Below are 13,884 nucleotides of genomic sequence, written 5' to 3' on the forward strand. Positions count from 1 at the left end.
GCCTTATGGGAGGGCATCGGAAAACGGATGGAGCCGGATCGTGTGTCGATACGTCTATTCGGCGACGTCGCGAGGAACCCGTACGGCGACGGAGAAGTGACGCAAGAGCGGACGCAGGTGTGACGGAGGTGCATGGCGATGGCCGGATTCCGAAGTCTGGCGAGACAGGTGCGAGATCCGCGGTGTGACCTGGCGCTGCGGCGCTACTCACTGCGCAAGTGCCTGGAGCGGTTCGCTCCTTATGGGCATCGGGCGACCTGGGACCATCTGTGCTCCCGGGCCGGTTTCGGTCCGGAGGACCGGTCCCCCGATCCGGCGCGGCTCGTGGCCGCGCTGGAGGAGTTGGAGGAGGCGCGGGCGGTCTGGCTCGGCTACGAGGCCGAGTTCGCCGAGCGCCGCAAGAAGGAGAAGCACGACGGGCTGCGTCGGCCGGGGACGGTCGACGACTGGCACCGGCTGACCTGGGGCGGGTTCGGGGTCGCCTGGTGCGACGACCCGCGGGTCCACCCCGGCGAGCCGCTGGCGGAGGTGCTGCGCCGGCTCATCGCCGCGCTGAACCGCGAGCCGGGCGGATGCTGCCCGGTCTGCGACGGGGAGCGGCTGGTCTGGAGGTACGGCCTCGACCACGAGCCGTCGTCCGGCCCGGTCTGCGCGGACTGCGGCATCCTCGTGCCCCGGCCCGTGCTCACCCCGCAGGCACTGGCGTACGCCAGAAGCGAGCGCCTGCTGATGTCGGCCTGAACCACGGCCGGCCCGACCGACGGGGATGCGCCGGGGGTGCGCCGGGGGATGCCGCACCCCCGCAACGGCACGGCCATGTGCCGCACTTGAGGCGCACCGCGACAGGCCTCGGCCGGCGACGGCAGGGCGAGCCGCGCCACGCGGCCGCCGCTACGGCCGTTCCGGCAGGAGGCGGGAGCCGCTCAGGCGGTTGCCCGAGATGTCGTCCGGGTTGGACAGGACGCAGTTGTCCAGGGACAGGCAGCCGCAGCCGATGCAGTCCGTGAGGTGGTCCCTGAGCCGGTTCAACTGCCGTATGCGCTCGTCGAGTTCGGAGCGCCACGCCTGCGAGAGGCGGGCCCAGTCCTCGCGGGTCGGGGTCCGCTCCTCCGGGAGCCGGGCCAGGGCCTCGCGGATCGTGGCCAGCGGGATGCCGACCCGCTGGGCCGCGCGGACGAAGGCGACCCGGCGCAGGGTGTCACGGGTGTAGCGGCGCTGGTTGCCGGCGGTGCGGCGGCTGGTGATCAGCCCCTTGGTCTCGTAGAAGTGCAGGGCGGAGACGGCGGCGCCGCTGCGTGCGGACAACTGGCCGACGGTCAGCTCGTGGACCTTCTCGGGGATCTGGGGCACCCCGCAGAGCCTACCGACCCGGCCGGCCCCTCATCCGTTGACATCGGCCCCGCACCCGACCATGCTAAGCAGTTGCTTAGGACTGCGAGCGAGAGGCCGGGAACATGGCAGAACCGAGGACCTTCACCTCCCCCGACGAGCTGAAGGCCGCCGTGGGCGAGCAGCTCGGCCACACGGACTGGCTGGAGATCGACCAGAAGCGGATCGACCTGTTCGCGGAGGCGACCGGGGACCACCAGTGGATCCACGTCGACCCGGAGAAGGCCGCCGCGGGGCCGTTCGGGACGACCATCGCGCACGGCTATCTCACCCTGTCCCTGCTGCCGCTCTTCGGCCCGCAGCTGCTCCGGGTCGAGGGCGTGCGGATGGGCGTCAACTACGGGACGAACAAGGTCCGCTTCCCCTCCCCCGTCCCGGTCGGCTCCCGGCTGCGGGCCACCGCGGCCATCACCGGCGTCGAGGACGTCAAGGACGGCATCCAGGTGACCCTCGCCTTCACCGTGGAGCGGGAGGGCGGGCAGAAGCCCGTGTGCGTCGCGGAGTCGGTGTCCCGGTACTACCTCTGAGCCGGGGCGTCCGCCTCGGCGCCCACCATGCGCAGCACGAGGTCGGCGTAGAGCGCGCCGACCTCGTCGGGCGTGCGGGGCCCGTCCACGTTGAACCAGCGGGCCACGTCGATGCAGAGCGACAGCACCGCGAGGGTGGTGCCCTGCACGTCCGGGACCCGGAACTCGCCCGCGGCGACACCGTCGTCGATGATCCCCCGCACCTCGGCGTCGACCTGGCGGCGCAGCGCGACGATCTCGGCGCGGGCCGCGGGGCCGAGCGCGTCGAGTTCGTACTGCACGACCCGCGCGGTGGTGCGCCGCCCGGCGTGCCAGCGGACGAAGGAGCTGACGGCGTCGGTGAGCCGCTCGGTGGCGGTGCCCTCGCGCCGGGCCGCCGTACGCAGGATGTCGAGGGCCTTGTCGTGGCCGATCCTGCTGATCCGGTGGAGCAGCTCTTCCTTGGTCTTGTAGTGGATGTAGAGCGCGGCCGGGCTCATGCCGGCGCGGCCCGCGATGTCGCGGGTCGTCGTCGCGTGGTAGCCGCGCTCGGCGAAGGCCTCCACGGCGGCGACCAGCAGCCGCCGTGCCGCGTCAGGGGTGACCTGTTCCCACGGCTCGACCTCGCCGCCGGTCGTCTCCTCCGCCGTACTCATCGCTCGTTCGCCCCTCTCGGTGACAGGAGCACCACCATACCGCCGAAGGTGAGCGCTCGCTTAGAGCGGCCGCTCGGCGAAGTGCGCTGACCACGGCAACCGCTCAGAGCTTCTCGAAGGGATCGTGCTCGGCGAGCAGCTTCTCCAGCCGGGCCTGGTCGACGCGGCTGACGATCTGCCCGGCCTCCTGCCGGTCCCGGATCACCTTGGCGAGGGTGAAGGCGGACGTGACGAGGTAGAGGACGGCGATGGCCAGGAAGGAACGCACCCAGGCGTTGGCGTCCAGCCGGAGGATACCGATGCCGGTGGCCGCCATGGCGACCGCGAAGGAGGCGACGGACTGGCCGTAGAAGGCGGCCGTGTTCTGCTGCTTGACCGGTGTGTCACTCATGCGACGAGCATCGGCGGACGCGGCCCGTGCCACATCCGCCGGGATACTCAGAACAGCTACTCAGCAGCACCGGGACGAACGACTCAGAAGGCGGAGACCCCGGTGAGCTCCCGCCCGATGAGCAGCTTCTGGATCTGGCTGGTGCCCTCGTAGAGGGTCATCACGCGGGCGTCGCGCAGCAGTTTGCCGGCCGGGTACTCGTCGATGTAGCCGTAGCCGCCGAAGACCTGGAGGGCGTTGTTGGCGGCCCGCACGGCGGCCTCGGAGGCGAACAGCTTGGCCTTGGAGGACTCGACGGCGAACGGCCTGCCGCGGTCGATCAGATCGGCGACCCGCCAGGTGAGCAGCCGGGCGGCGTCCACGTCGACGGCGATGTCGCTGATCAGTTCCTGCACGAGCTGGTGCCGGGCGATGGGCTTGCCGAACTGCTCGCGCTCGCCGGCGTACCGCACGGCCGCGTCCAGCGCGGCCTGGGCTATGCCGACGCATCCGGCGGCGACCGACATCCGCCCCTTGGCCAGCGCGGACATGGCCACGGAGAAGCCCTTGCCCTCCTCGCCGACCAGCGCCGAGGCGGGCACCCGCACCTCGTCCAGGACCAGCTCGGCGGTGGCCTGGCCGCGCAGGCCGAGCTTGCCGTGGATGGTGCGGCGGGTCAGGCCGGGGGTGTCCGCGGGCACCAGGAAGGCGGAGACGCCCTTGTGGCCGGGGGCGTCGGTGGACCGGGCGAAGAGGAGCACGACGTCGGCCCAGGTGCCGTTGGTGATGAACATCTTGGTGCCGCTCAGGACGAAGTCGTCGCCGTCGCGCACCGCCCGGGTGGAGAGGTTTCCCGCGTCGGAGCCGGTGCCGGGTTCGGTGAGGCCGAAGCAGCCGACGTACTCGCCCGCGGTCAGCCCCGGCAGCCAGCGCCGCTTCTGTTCCTCGCTCCCCCAGGCGGCGATCGACTTGGCGACCAGCCCCAGGGACACCGAAACGATCCCGCGCACCGAGGAGTCGCCGCGCCCCAGCTCCTCGGTGACCAGGCAGTAGGCGAGGTGGTCGCCGCCGGAGCCGCCGTACTCCTCGTCGACGGTCAGGCCCAGGAAGCCGACCTCGCCGAGCTTCCTCACGATGCCCCGGTCGACCTCCTCGGCCCGGTCCCAGGCGACCACGTGCGGGGCGATCTCGCGCTCCACGAAGTCCCGGGCGAGCTGCCGTACGGCGGCCTGCTCCTCGCTCAGCTCCAGGTTCACCACGCGATCACCCCACGGATGCGGATCTTGAAAGACGTACATTTAAATTAGCACTGCTAGTTTCTGGTAGCAGCCCTACTATGTGCGCCATGGCCCGACCGCGCAAGCCCCTCCTCAGCACCGACCGGATCGTCGAGACGGCCCGGGAACTCGTGGACGCGGAGGGCCTGGCGGCCGTCTCCACCCGGCGGCTCGCCGCCCAGCTGGGGGTGAGCGGGCCGTCGCTCTACAACCACTTCCGCACCAAGGACGAGATCCTCGAGGCGGTCGCGGACTCGGTGAGCGGACAGGTCGACCTGTCGATGTTCGAGGACGGCCGGGACTGGCGGACCGCGCTGCACGACTGGGCCGTCTCCTACCGGACCGCGCTGCGCGACCACCCCAACATCGTCCCGGTGCTCGCCCGCGGACCCGGCCGCCGCCCCGCCGCCCTGCGGCTCGCGGACGCCGTGTACGGCGCGATGGTCCGCGCGGGCTGGCCGCCGGCGCAGGCCACGTCCATCGGCGCGCTGATGCGGTACTTCATCATGGGCTCCGCGCTCGGCTCCTTCGCGGGCGGTTTCGTGGACGACGCGAGTGCGTACGACCCCGCCGACTACCCGCACCTCGGGCAGGCCCATCTGCTCGCCGAGCAGCAGGAGAAGATCGACGAGCGGGCCTTCGAGACCGGGCTGACCGCGCTGCTGGACGGGCTGGCGCAGCAGTACGAGCGGACCCGGCAGAGCGTGTGAGGGCACCTGGACACTTCGGCCGGTGCCGAAGCGTCGGTGCCGCATGCTGGGTGCATGACCACCAAGGACACCCGGGCCGCCGGGCTCGCCGCGCTCGCCTCGCTGGTCGCCGACGAGACGCGGGCCGCCTGTCTGCTGGCGCTGCTGGACGGGCGGGCCTGGACCGCCGGGGAACTGGCCCGGCACGCCGGGGTGGCCCCGTCCACGCTCAGCGAGCACCTGGGCAAGCTGGTCGCCGGCGGGCTGCTCGCGCAGGAGCGGCAGGGGCGGCACCGGTACGTGCGGCTGGCCGGCGCGCGGGTGGCCCAGCTCGTCGAGGACCTGGCCGCCCGGGTGGCGCCCGCCGGGACCGCGCGCCCGCGCACGCTGCGGGAGTCGAGCGCGGGCTCGGCGATGGCCCGGGGCCGCACCTGCTACGACCATCTCGCCGGACGGCTGGGCATCACCATCACGGACGCGCTCACCGAGCGGGGGCTGCTGCGCCAGGACACCGGGTTCGCGCTGACGGACGCCGGACTGCGGTGGTACGGCACGGCGGGGATCGCCCTCGACCGGTCCGCCAGGCGGCCCCTGGCCCGTGCGTGCCTGGACTGGACCGAGCGGCGGCCCCACCTCGCGGGCTCGGCGGGCGCCGCGCTGTGCCGCCACGCGCTGGACGCGGGCTGGTGCGTGCGGATCGGGTCCGAGCGGGCGGTGCGGGTGACTCCGGCGGGGGCGCAGGCTCTGCACGAGTTGCTGGGTATCGGGCGGGATGCGTTGTGCTGAGCGGCGCCAGGGGGGCGGGGGGTTGCGCTTTGCCGCGGGCTGCGGGTCCGCTGTGGCCGGTCGCGGGTCCGCTGCGGCCGGTCGCGCCCACGCGGCGGGAGCCGCACGTCGATGGGGCCCCGCACCCCTGGAGGCGCCTGACGATCTCCCCCTGCCCCCAAGGCGCCGTCGTTTTTCCGCCAGCCGGCGTCACGCCGTTCCGCCTAGCCTCAGGAGCATGATGAGCAACGCCCCGCGTCACCCCTGGCTGCCCGCCGCCGCCGCTTCCCTCACCGTCGTGCTCTGGGCCTCCGCCTTCGTGGCGATCCGCAGCGCGGGGGACGCCTACTCGCCGGGGGCGCTGGCGCTCGGGCGGCTGCTGTCCGGGGCGCTGACCCTGGGCGTCCTGTGCGTCGTACGGCGCGAGGGGCTGCCGCCCAGGTCGGCCTGGCGCGGCATAGCCCTGTCCGGGGTGCTCTGGTTCGGCTTCTACATGGTCGCCCTGAACTGGGGCGAGCAGCGGGTGGACGCCGGCACCGCCGCCCTGGTCGTGAACGTCGGCCCGCTGCTGATCGCCCTGCTCGGGGCCCGGCTGCTCGGTGACCCGATGCCGCCGAGGCTGCTGGCGGGCATGGCCGTGTCCTTCGCCGGTGCCGTGACCGTGGGGCTCTCGATGTCGGGGGGCGGCGGGGCGGCCTCGCTGCTCGGGGTGGTGGCGTGCCTGCTCGCGGCGGTGGCGTACGCCGCCGGGGTCGTGTCGCAGAAGCCCGCCCTCGGGCAGGCGAGCGCGCTGCAGGTGACGACGTTCGGGTGTCTCGTCGGCGCGGTGGTCTGCCTGCCGTTCGCCGGCCGCCTGGTGACCGAGGCGGCCCACGCACCCGTGTCGGCGACCCTCGACATGGTCTACCTGGGCGTCTTCCCGACCGCGCTGGCCTTCACCACCTGGGCCTACGCCCTCGCCCGCACGACCGCCAGCCGGATGGGCGCGACCACGTACGCCGTGCCGGCGCTGGTCGTGCTGATGTCGTGGCTGGCGCTCGGCGAGGTGCCGGGGGCGCTCACCCTGGTGGGCGGGGTGCTGTGCCTGGCGGGTGTGGCGGTGTCGCGGTCCCGGGCGGCCGGACGCTCGCGCCGGGCCGCGGCCGGGGAGCCGCGACCCGAGAAGGTCCGCTGAGCCGGCGGGCGCCGGGCCATCGCCGGGCCCTCAGAACACCACCAGCGCGCGGCCGCCCTTGCCCGCGAGCATGTTCTCGAAGGCCGCCGGGATGCCCTCCAGCGCGATCCGCTCGGTGACCAGCGCCGAGAGGTCCAGCCGGCCCTCCCGTACGTGCTCGGCGAGGACCGGTACGTCGCGGGCCGGGTCGGTGTTGCCGTAGACGCAGCCGGACAGGGTGCGGCCCCAGTGGAAGATCTCCAGGGCGTTGAAGGTGACCTCCTGGTCCTTGCCGCCGATGCCGACGACGGTCGTCCGGCCGCCCCGGCGGGTGGAGTCCCAGGCGGCGCGGATGCTGACCGCGCGGCCCACGCACTCCACGGCGACGTCGACGCCCTGCTTGCCGGTGAGAGCGCGGATCTCGCGCGCGGTGGTGTCGGAGGCGATGACGTAGTCGGTGGCGCCGGCCGCGCGGGCCAGTTCCTCCTTCTCCGGCGAGACGTCGACGGCGATGATCCGGGAGGCGCCGGCGATACGGGCGGCCTGGAGCGTGGCGAGGCCCACGCCGCCGGCGCCGAACACCGCGACCGTCTCGCCCTGCCGGACCCGTGCCGAGTGGTGGACGGCGCCGTAGCCGGTGAGGACGGCGCAGCCGAGCAGGGCGGCGTCGGTGAGCGGGACGCCGTCGGGCAGCGGCAGCACGCAGGACGCGGCGACCACCGTCTCCTCGGCGAACGCGGCGACGTTCAGGCCGGGGTGGAGTTCGGTGCCGTCGCTCGTGCGCGCGTGCACGCCCGCCGCGCCGGCCAGGGCGTTGGCGCACAGCCAGACCTCGCCGAGCGCGCAGGCGTGGCAGGTGCCGCAGGACGGCGCCCAGTTGAGGACGACGGGGGTACCGGGCGCGACATGGGTGACGCCCTCCCCCACGGACACCACCGTGCCGGCGCCTTCGTGGCCGAGGACCGCCGGGACCGGCACCCGCATGGTGCCGTTGGACAGGGACAGGTCGGAGTGGCAGACGCCGGCGGCGGCGAGGCGGACGCGGACCTGCCCGGGGCCCGGGTCGGGCAGCTCGATGCCGGTGATCTCCAGGGGTGCGCCGATGGCGGGCAGGACGGCGGCTCGTACGGCCATGGCTCGCTGACTCCTCAGAACTGCAGGGACTTGGTCTGGAGGTACTCGGCCAGTCCGTGGCTGCCGAGCTCCCGGCCGACCCCGGACTGCTTGTAGCCGCCGAACGGGGCGAGGGGGTTGAACCGGCCGCCGTTGATGTCGACCTGGCCGGTGTCCATGCGGCGGGCGAAGGCGACCGCCTCCGACTCGTCCCCGGCCCAGACGGCGCCCGCGAGCCCGTACACCGTGCCGTTGGCGATGCGCAGGGCGTCCTCCTCGTCCTCGTAGCGCAGGACGCACAGGACCGGGCCGAAGATCTCCTCCTGGGCGACGGTCATCTCCGGGGTGACGTCGGCGAGGACCGTCGGGCTGACGAAGTACCCCTGCTCGCGCGGTGATCCGGGGCCGCCCGCGACCAGGCGGGCGCCCTCGGCGACGCCCTTCTCGATGTAGCCGAGCACCCGGTCCCGCTGCCTGGCGTTGACGACCGGGCCGATGCGGTCGCCGTACTTGGCGGCGGCGGCCGCGGCCAGTTCGACGGCCTCGTCGTAGCGGTCCCGGTGGACCAGCATCCGGGTCCAGGCGCTGCACGTCTGGCCGGAGTTGGACATCACGTTGGCGACGCCCACGCCCACCGCCTTGGCGAGGTCGGCGCTCGGCAGGATGACGTTGGCGGACTTGCCGCCCAGTTCCAGCGCCACCTTCTTCACGGCGGCGCCGGCCGCCGCGCCGATCCGCCGGCCGACGGCGGTGGAGCCGGTGAAGGAGACCAGGTCGACGTCCGGGTGCTCGGCGAGGGCCTGCCCGGCGACCGGGCCGAGGCCGGTGACGAGGTTGAACACACCGGCCGGGACGCCGGCCTCGTGGACGGCCTCGGCGAACAGCTGGGCGGTGAGCGGGGTGTCCTCGGCGGGCTTGAGGACGACGGTGCAGCCGGCGGCGAGCGCGGGGGCGGCCTTGGCGACGATCTGGTGCAGCGGGTAGTTCCAGGGGGTGATCGCACCGACCACGCCGATGGGCTCGTGCAGCACGGTGGAGTTGCCGACCTTCTCCTCGAAGGAGTGGGTGGCGGCCAGCTCTGCGTAGGAGCCCGCGACCGCGATCGGCACGCCGGCGTGCACGGCCTGCGAGAACTGAAGGGGCGAGCCCAGCTCGGCGGTGACCGTCTCGGCGATCTCGTCCTTGCGGGCCACCAGGACGTCGCGGAGGGCGGTCAGCCGTGCGGCGCGTTCGGCCGGGGGTGTGGCCGCCCAGGCCGGGAGGGCCGCGCGGGCGGCGCGTACGGCGGTGTCGACGTCCAGCGCGTCACCGGCCGGGACCCGGCCGACGACCTGTTCGTCGGCCGGGTTCACGACCTCGATCACGTCCCGGCCGGCGGCGGGGCGCCAGGCACCGTCGATGTACAGGCCGTCATGTGCCTTCATGCTGCTTCCTCCCGGCGGGGCTCCGTCGTCCGGCACTCAAACTAGCGGCGATAGTTTTCACGCGCCAGACGTGCCCGGGTGCCGGCGGCTCCCCGGCACCCGGACGTACCGGGACATCATCGCCCGGACGCACCGGGACACCGTCGGCGGATCGGCGCCGGCTCACTCGTCCAGGTCGGGCAGCCGGGCCGGGGACGGGCAGATGCGGTCGCCGTGCTGGTCGAAGACGAAGAGGTGGGCGAGGTCGACGAGCAGGGGCACCTGCATGCCGTGGCGCAGCCGGATGTCGGGGGTGGTGCGGACCACCAGGTCGCCGGGGAGCCGGCCCTCCGGCGGCGCGGGCTCGGGAACGGTCTCCTGCGGCTGTTCCAGCACCACCACGGGGCCGGCCCGCAGCGAACCGGCCCGCTCCCGCAGCCGGTCCAGCACGCCCGCCCCTTCCCGGCGGCGCCGGCGGGCGGCCCGGGCGGCCGGGCGCGGGGCCTCGAGCTCGGGTACCACGGCGGGGCGCGAGCCGGTGTCGAAGTGCACGAGGGTCTCGTGTCCCTGGAACTCCACGTGCTCCACCAGCCCGGTCAGCGGCACCTCACCGGGCCGGGCGGCGCTGTGCTTGGCGATGCGCACCGCCTCCGAGCGCAGCCCGACGATGATCTCGCGGCCCTGCTGGACGCGGAGCAACTGGTGGTCGAGGGACAGGGGTTCGGGCAGACGCAGGTACTGCTTGCCGAGGCTGATGGTCATGGCGCCGTCGAGCGGGGCGCGGACCAGGCCGCGCAGCAGGTTGATGCGCGGGGTGCCGATGAAGGCGGCGACGAAGACGTTGCGGGGCAGCGCGTAGACCTCGCGCGGGGTGCCGACCTGCTGGAGCACCCCGCCGCGCAGCACGGCGACCCGGTCGCCGAGGGACATGGCCTCGGACTGGTCGTGCGTGACGTACACCGTGGTGACGCCGAGCTCGCGGGTGAGCTGGGCTATCTCGGCCCGCAGGTGGTTGCGGAGCTTGGCGTCGAGATTGGACAGCGGCTCGTCCATCAGGAACGCGGAGGGGTGCCGCGCGATGGCCCGGCCCATGGCGACCCGCTGGCGTTCGCCGCCGGAGAGCTGGCCGGGGAACCGGTCGAGCAGGTCCTCGATGCCGAGCATGCGGGCGGTCGCGTCCACGCGCGGGGCGGGGTCGGCGGCGGGTGCCTCGATGCGCAGCGGAAAGCCGATGTTGTCGCGGCTGGTCATGCTCGGGTAGAGGGCGAAGTTCTGGAAGACCATGGCGATGTCCCGCTCGGCGGGCAGCCAGTCGTTGGCGTGCTCGCCGTCGAGGAACAGTTCGCCGTCGTCGATCTCCTCGAGTCCGGCGATCATGCGCAGCACGGTGGACTTGCCGCAGCCGGAGGGGCCGAGCAGGACCAGGAACTCACCGGGTGCGATGTCCAGTGAGACCCGGTCGACCACGCGGGGGCCCCGGGAGTAGGACTTGCTCACGTCGTGCAGAGAGATGGCGCGTGTCATGGGTGCTGCCCCCGGGGGCTGTGCGGAGCGCCGCTGCTCCGTGGTCCGGGGCCCCGTGCGGACGTACGGGGCCCAGGGACATGCCGTCGGTTTCCCGCCGCGCGGCCGGCGTGAAGGGGACGACAGGCCCCACGAGTCACGGAAGTTAACGGAATGTGCCCGGCCGGGGAAGGGTGGTGACGATGTCCGGAACCGCGCCCCAGGCGAGGGCCGAAACGGAAGGGCGGGTTCGGGCTCCGGGCCTCCCGGTGCGGTCCGCGGGGGGCGGTACCGGGCGGTCAGCCGGTCGCGGTGAGGTGGGCGAAGACCACCACGTTGCTCGTGTAGCCGGTGCGCCGGCTGTACAGGCCGCCGCAGGTGAGCACGCGCAGCTCCGGGCGCCGGGAGGGGCCGTAGACCTCCTTGTCGGGGAAGCCGGCCTTGTCGTACACCTTCACCCGGTCCACGCTGTAGACGGCGGTACGGCCGTCCGCGCGCCTTACCTCGATCGGCTTGCCGGGCTCGACCTGGGCCAGGGCCGCGAAGACGGCGGCGCCGGTGCGGGTGTCGCGGTGGCCGACGGCGACCGCGGTGCCGGTCTCCCCCGGCGTCGGACCGCCCTGGTACCAGCCGACCTCCTTCGGCCGGTCCAGCGGCGGGGTCGACAACTGCTGTTCGCGGTCGAGTCCCAGGCCCATGACCGGGGCGTCGATGCCGAGGGACGGGATCCGGAAGTCCGTCGGCCGGGACCGGGTGGACAGGGGGCGGGGCGGGGGCGCCTGGTCCGCGGACTCCCCCTGCCGTCCGTCACCGGCCCGGTCACCCGCCCGGTCCGGCCCGTCCGGTCCGCCGCACCGGACCCCCACCGTCACCAGGACGCCCGCGAGCAGGGCCGTCCTGGCGAGGCGGTAGGCGCGGGTCCGGTACCACGGCCTGGGTCGGCGCCTACGCGGCACCATGGGGCCGCCGGCGGATCAGCCGGATGTACACCGCGCCGCTGACCGCGACCAGTCCGACGGCCGCGGCGGCCGCCACCGGCGAGAACGCGCCCGTCGTGTCGACGAGGCCGCCGCCGCCCGCGTGCACACCGCCCTTGGGGCCGTCGTTGTGGTCGCCGCCGCCCGAGCCCCAGGCCGAGTCGCTCTGCTGGTCGCTGTCCTGCCGGCCGCTGTCCTGCCGGCCATTGTCCTGCCGGCCGTTGTCCTGCCGGCCGTTGTCCTGCTGGTGGTCCTCGATCTGGCCGCCCGGACCGTTCTGCCCCTCCGCCCTGCCGTCACGGCAGTTGACGCGGAAGACCTTCTCCTTCAGGGCCGGGGGCGTCCCCACGGTCCAGCTGATCTTGTACTGCCCGTCCGCGAGTCCCAGCGGGTCGGTGTGGCCCGCGCCGCCGGCGAGCTGGATGCTGCCCGTCACGGTGGCGGCGGTGGGCAGCGGCGGCTGGGGCGTGATGGTGTAGGTGATGCCGGGCAGCGAGTCGAAGTTGACGGCCTCGAGGAAGAACTTGCAGACCACCGGGTCGTCCTTCGCCGAGCCGATGAACGACGGCGGGTTGGTGGAACGCGCGTTGTGGATCCTGATGTCGCCGTTCTCCCCTACCGCCGTCGCCGCCGGCGCCGCCACCCATGACGCGCCCGCCGCGGCGATGGCGGTGAGGACGACGGTGGCACCCGCGCGGGAGAAGGTCCGTGGAAGTGTCAGGGTGGGCATGCAAGCTCCTCCGAGTTAGACGATTTTCATACAAATCGCTCTCCTCTGGACTCTCACGCATGCGCTCCACGGCCCGCGGCACCAACGCCGGACGCGCCGTCAGATATCGCTCGTGCGGCGCAACGCCGGTCCCTTCCGGCCCGCCTCCGAGGCCGGACCGGCCTCCGGGCACCGCTTTCCGCCCGCCGGCGACCGCACCGCCACCGCCGAGGACAGCAGCAGCAGCGCCCCCAGCATCACGAACGGCGCGGCCACTCCGGCCACGCCCGCTACCAGGCCCGCCGCGGCCGGTGCGGCGACCTGGCCGAGCCGGTTGCCGGTCAGGCGCAGGGCGAGCGCGGTGGAGCGGGCGCCGGCCGGGGCGGCCTGCACGACCGTCGTCATGGACAGCGGCTGTCCGACGCCGAGGCAGAAACCGAGGACGGTGAGCATCGCGCCGAGCGCCCACACCGGCACCGGCACGGCCACCCCCGCGCAGAGCACGGCCGCCAGGAAGCAGGTCACGGTGAGCAGCGCGGGGCGGCCCAGCAGCCGCAGCAGCGGGGTGAGGACCAGCCGGCAGGCGATGGTGGCCCCGGCGCGCAGACTGAGCAGGACACCGATCACCGCGGGGGCGATGCCCCGGTGCTCGCCGACCACCGGGAGATAGGCGGTGAGGATGTCGGTGGCGGAGAGCACGGAGAGGCTGATGAGCATCCCGGCGGGCACGCCCCGGGCGCGCAGGATCCCGCCGACCGGCACTCTGCCGCCCTGCGCAGACAGGGAGTTGACGGCCGTACGGTCCTCGATGCGCCACAGCGAGGTGAGCGCGAGCGCCCCGCCCGCGCCCGCCACGACGAGGGCGAGCGCGCTGCTGCCGGCCATGTCGGGGCCGCCGATGAGGGCGCCCGCGGCGATCGGCCCGACGAGCTGGCCGAGGGAGGCGCCGATGGTGAAGTGCCCGAAGTTGCGGTCCTGTTCGTGCGGCGCGGACTGCCGGGCCACCAGCGACTGGGCGCCGATCACGAAGCTGAGGTGCCCGAGCCCCATCACCCCGCTCCACAGGGCCGTCGCCCACAGGGAGCCGGCAAGTCCGCTCAGTACGCAGCCCCCGGAGATGAGGACGACGCCCACCGGGAGCAGCGGAGCGCAGCGGCCGTGGTCGGTACGGCGGCCGAGCGGCACCGCCGCGAACAGCGGGAGCAGGGCGTACACCCCGGCGATGACACCGACCGCCCGTTCGTCGGCGCCCAGCGCGAGCGCCCGGTAGGAGACGGCGGGCCGGGCCATCGACACCGCCCCCTGCGCGAGACCGAAGGCGACGACGAGGCGGAGCAGCCAGCCGCGGTTCCCACCGGGCGCCATGGGACGTTC

General features: G+C 73.8%; 15 protein-coding genes. 5 read left to right on the plus strand and 10 right to left on the minus strand.

What is annotated here, in order from left to right; translation table 11 throughout:
- Nucleotides 1–138: 138 nt before the first annotated feature.
- On the plus strand, nucleotides 139–741 hold the full coding sequence (locus ABZ478_RS10750; RefSeq protein WP_359547304.1) for a hypothetical protein: 603 nt from the start codon (nucleotides 139–141) through the stop codon (nucleotides 739–741).
- 150 nt (nucleotides 742–891) lie between these two features.
- Here the strand turns inward: ABZ478_RS10750 and soxR are convergent, their stop codons facing one another.
- On the minus strand, nucleotides 892–1,350 hold the full coding sequence (gene soxR / locus ABZ478_RS10755) for a redox-sensitive transcriptional activator SoxR (RefSeq protein WP_358935004.1): 459 nt from the start codon (nucleotides 1,348–1,350) through the stop codon (nucleotides 892–894).
- Between the two features lie 104 nt (nucleotides 1,351–1,454).
- Here soxR and ABZ478_RS10760 point away from each other — a divergent pair, with 104 nt between their 5' ends.
- Nucleotides 1,455–1,916, plus strand: a complete 462-nt coding sequence (locus ABZ478_RS10760; RefSeq protein WP_359547306.1) for a MaoC family dehydratase — start codon at nucleotides 1,455–1,457, stop codon at nucleotides 1,914–1,916.
- Here the strand turns inward: ABZ478_RS10760 and ABZ478_RS10765 are convergent.
- The 3 genes from ABZ478_RS10765 to ABZ478_RS10775 all read right to left on the minus strand — a co-directional run bounded on the left by ABZ478_RS10765 (nucleotide 1,907) and on the right by ABZ478_RS10775 (nucleotide 4,177).
- Complete coding sequence (locus tag ABZ478_RS10765) at nucleotides 1,907–2,551, minus strand: TetR/AcrR family transcriptional regulator (protein WP_359547308.1); 645 nt, start codon at nucleotides 2,549–2,551, stop codon at nucleotides 1,907–1,909. The two genes, ABZ478_RS10760 and ABZ478_RS10765, sit on opposite strands and share 10 nt — an antisense overlap.
- 103 nt (nucleotides 2,552–2,654) lie before the next feature.
- Complete coding sequence (locus ABZ478_RS10770) at nucleotides 2,655–2,942, minus strand: YiaA/YiaB family inner membrane protein (protein ID WP_359547310.1); 288 nt, start codon at nucleotides 2,940–2,942, stop codon at nucleotides 2,655–2,657.
- An 83-nt stretch (nucleotides 2,943–3,025) separates the two neighbouring features.
- Nucleotides 3,026–4,177, minus strand: a complete 1,152-nt coding sequence (locus ABZ478_RS10775; RefSeq protein ID WP_359547526.1) for an acyl-CoA dehydrogenase family protein — start codon at nucleotides 4,175–4,177, stop codon at nucleotides 3,026–3,028.
- 89 nt (nucleotides 4,178–4,266) lie between these two features.
- On the opposite strand from ABZ478_RS10775, the gene ABZ478_RS10780 reads away from it, so the two are divergent.
- From ABZ478_RS10780 to ABZ478_RS10790, 3 genes are all read left to right on the plus strand, one after another.
- Entirely contained in the window at nucleotides 4,267–4,908 is a 642-nt protein-coding gene (locus tag ABZ478_RS10780) for a TetR/AcrR family transcriptional regulator (protein WP_359547313.1), read from the plus strand.
- A 54-nt stretch (nucleotides 4,909–4,962) separates the two neighbouring features.
- Nucleotides 4,963–5,673, plus strand: coding sequence for a winged helix-turn-helix domain-containing protein (locus ABZ478_RS10785; RefSeq protein WP_359547315.1), 711 nt, complete (start codon nucleotides 4,963–4,965; stop codon nucleotides 5,671–5,673).
- A gap of 217 nt (nucleotides 5,674–5,890) precedes the next feature.
- A complete protein-coding gene (locus ABZ478_RS10790; RefSeq protein WP_359547316.1) occupies nucleotides 5,891–6,826 on the plus strand; it encodes a DMT family transporter in 936 nt (311 codons plus the stop codon).
- Between the two features lie 30 nt (nucleotides 6,827–6,856).
- On the opposite strand, the gene ABZ478_RS10795 is transcribed toward ABZ478_RS10790, so the two are convergent.
- The 6 genes from ABZ478_RS10795 to ABZ478_RS10820 form a co-directional block, all read right to left on the minus strand.
- Nucleotides 6,857–7,939, minus strand: a complete 1,083-nt coding sequence (locus ABZ478_RS10795; RefSeq protein ID WP_359547318.1) for a Zn-dependent alcohol dehydrogenase — start codon at nucleotides 7,937–7,939, stop codon at nucleotides 6,857–6,859.
- Nucleotides 7,940–7,953: 14 nt separating this feature from the next.
- Entirely contained in the window at nucleotides 7,954–9,342 is a 1,389-nt protein-coding gene (locus ABZ478_RS10800) for an aldehyde dehydrogenase family protein (RefSeq protein WP_359547320.1), read from the minus strand.
- Nucleotides 9,343–9,504: 162 nt separating this feature from the next.
- Nucleotides 9,505–10,845 carry an ABC transporter ATP-binding protein gene (locus ABZ478_RS10805; protein ID WP_359547322.1) on the minus strand — a complete coding sequence of 447 codons (1,341 nt, stop codon included), beginning with the start codon at nucleotides 10,843–10,845 and terminating at the stop codon, nucleotides 9,505–9,507.
- Nucleotides 10,846–11,123: 278 nt separating this feature from the next.
- A complete protein-coding gene (locus ABZ478_RS10810; protein WP_359547325.1) occupies nucleotides 11,124–11,783 on the minus strand; it encodes a class F sortase in 660 nt (219 codons plus the stop codon).
- Nucleotides 11,770–12,531, minus strand: a complete 762-nt coding sequence (locus tag ABZ478_RS10815) for a hypothetical protein (RefSeq protein WP_359547328.1) — start codon at nucleotides 12,529–12,531, stop codon at nucleotides 11,770–11,772. Before ABZ478_RS10815 ends, ABZ478_RS10810 begins: the two co-directional genes overlap by 14 nt.
- A gap of 99 nt (nucleotides 12,532–12,630) precedes the next feature.
- The gene (locus ABZ478_RS10820; protein ID WP_359547331.1) at nucleotides 12,631–13,875 is read right to left on the minus strand and encodes an MFS transporter; all 1,245 of its coding nucleotides are present in this window, start codon (nucleotides 13,873–13,875) and stop codon (nucleotides 12,631–12,633) included.
- Nucleotides 13,876–13,884: the final 9 nt, after the last annotated feature.

This window comes from Streptomyces sp. NPDC005706, from assembly GCF_040631045.1.
Lineage (GTDB): Bacteria > Actinomycetota > Actinomycetes > Streptomycetales > Streptomycetaceae > Streptomyces.

Excerpts from the sequence above, each read along its gene's own strand:
- ABZ478_RS10770 (WP_359547310.1), bottom strand. The coding sequence starts at position 2,942 with ATGAGTGACACACCGGTCAAGCAGCAGAACACGGCCGCCTTCTACGGC.
- ABZ478_RS10760 (WP_359547306.1), top strand. The coding sequence starts at position 1,455 with ATGGCAGAACCGAGGACCTTCACCTCCCCCGACGAGCTGAAGGCCGCC.
- ABZ478_RS10810 (WP_359547325.1), bottom strand. The coding sequence starts at position 11,783 with ATGGTGCCGCGTAGGCGCCGACCCAGGCCGTGGTACCGGACCCGCGCC.
- ABZ478_RS10820 (WP_359547331.1), bottom strand. The coding sequence starts at position 13,875 with ATGGCGCCCGGTGGGAACCGCGGCTGGCTGCTCCGCCTCGTCGTCGCC.
- ABZ478_RS10815 (WP_359547328.1), bottom strand. The coding sequence starts at position 12,531 with ATGCCCACCCTGACACTTCCACGGACCTTCTCCCGCGCGGGTGCCACC.
- ABZ478_RS10805 (WP_359547322.1), bottom strand. The coding sequence starts at position 10,845 with ATGACACGCGCCATCTCTCTGCACGACGTGAGCAAGTCCTACTCCCGG.
- ABZ478_RS10785 (WP_359547315.1), top strand. The coding sequence starts at position 4,963 with ATGACCACCAAGGACACCCGGGCCGCCGGGCTCGCCGCGCTCGCCTCG.
- ABZ478_RS10790 (WP_359547316.1), top strand. The coding sequence starts at position 5,891 with ATGATGAGCAACGCCCCGCGTCACCCCTGGCTGCCCGCCGCCGCCGCT.
- ABZ478_RS10780 (WP_359547313.1), top strand. The coding sequence starts at position 4,267 with ATGGCCCGACCGCGCAAGCCCCTCCTCAGCACCGACCGGATCGTCGAG.
- ABZ478_RS10750 (WP_359547304.1), top strand. The coding sequence starts at position 139 with ATGGCCGGATTCCGAAGTCTGGCGAGACAGGTGCGAGATCCGCGGTGT.
- ABZ478_RS10795 (WP_359547318.1), bottom strand. The coding sequence starts at position 7,939 with ATGGCCGTACGAGCCGCCGTCCTGCCCGCCATCGGCGCACCCCTGGAG.
- ABZ478_RS10800 (WP_359547320.1), bottom strand. The coding sequence starts at position 9,342 with ATGAAGGCACATGACGGCCTGTACATCGACGGTGCCTGGCGCCCCGCC.
- ABZ478_RS10765 (WP_359547308.1), bottom strand. The coding sequence starts at position 2,551 with ATGAGTACGGCGGAGGAGACGACCGGCGGCGAGGTCGAGCCGTGGGAA.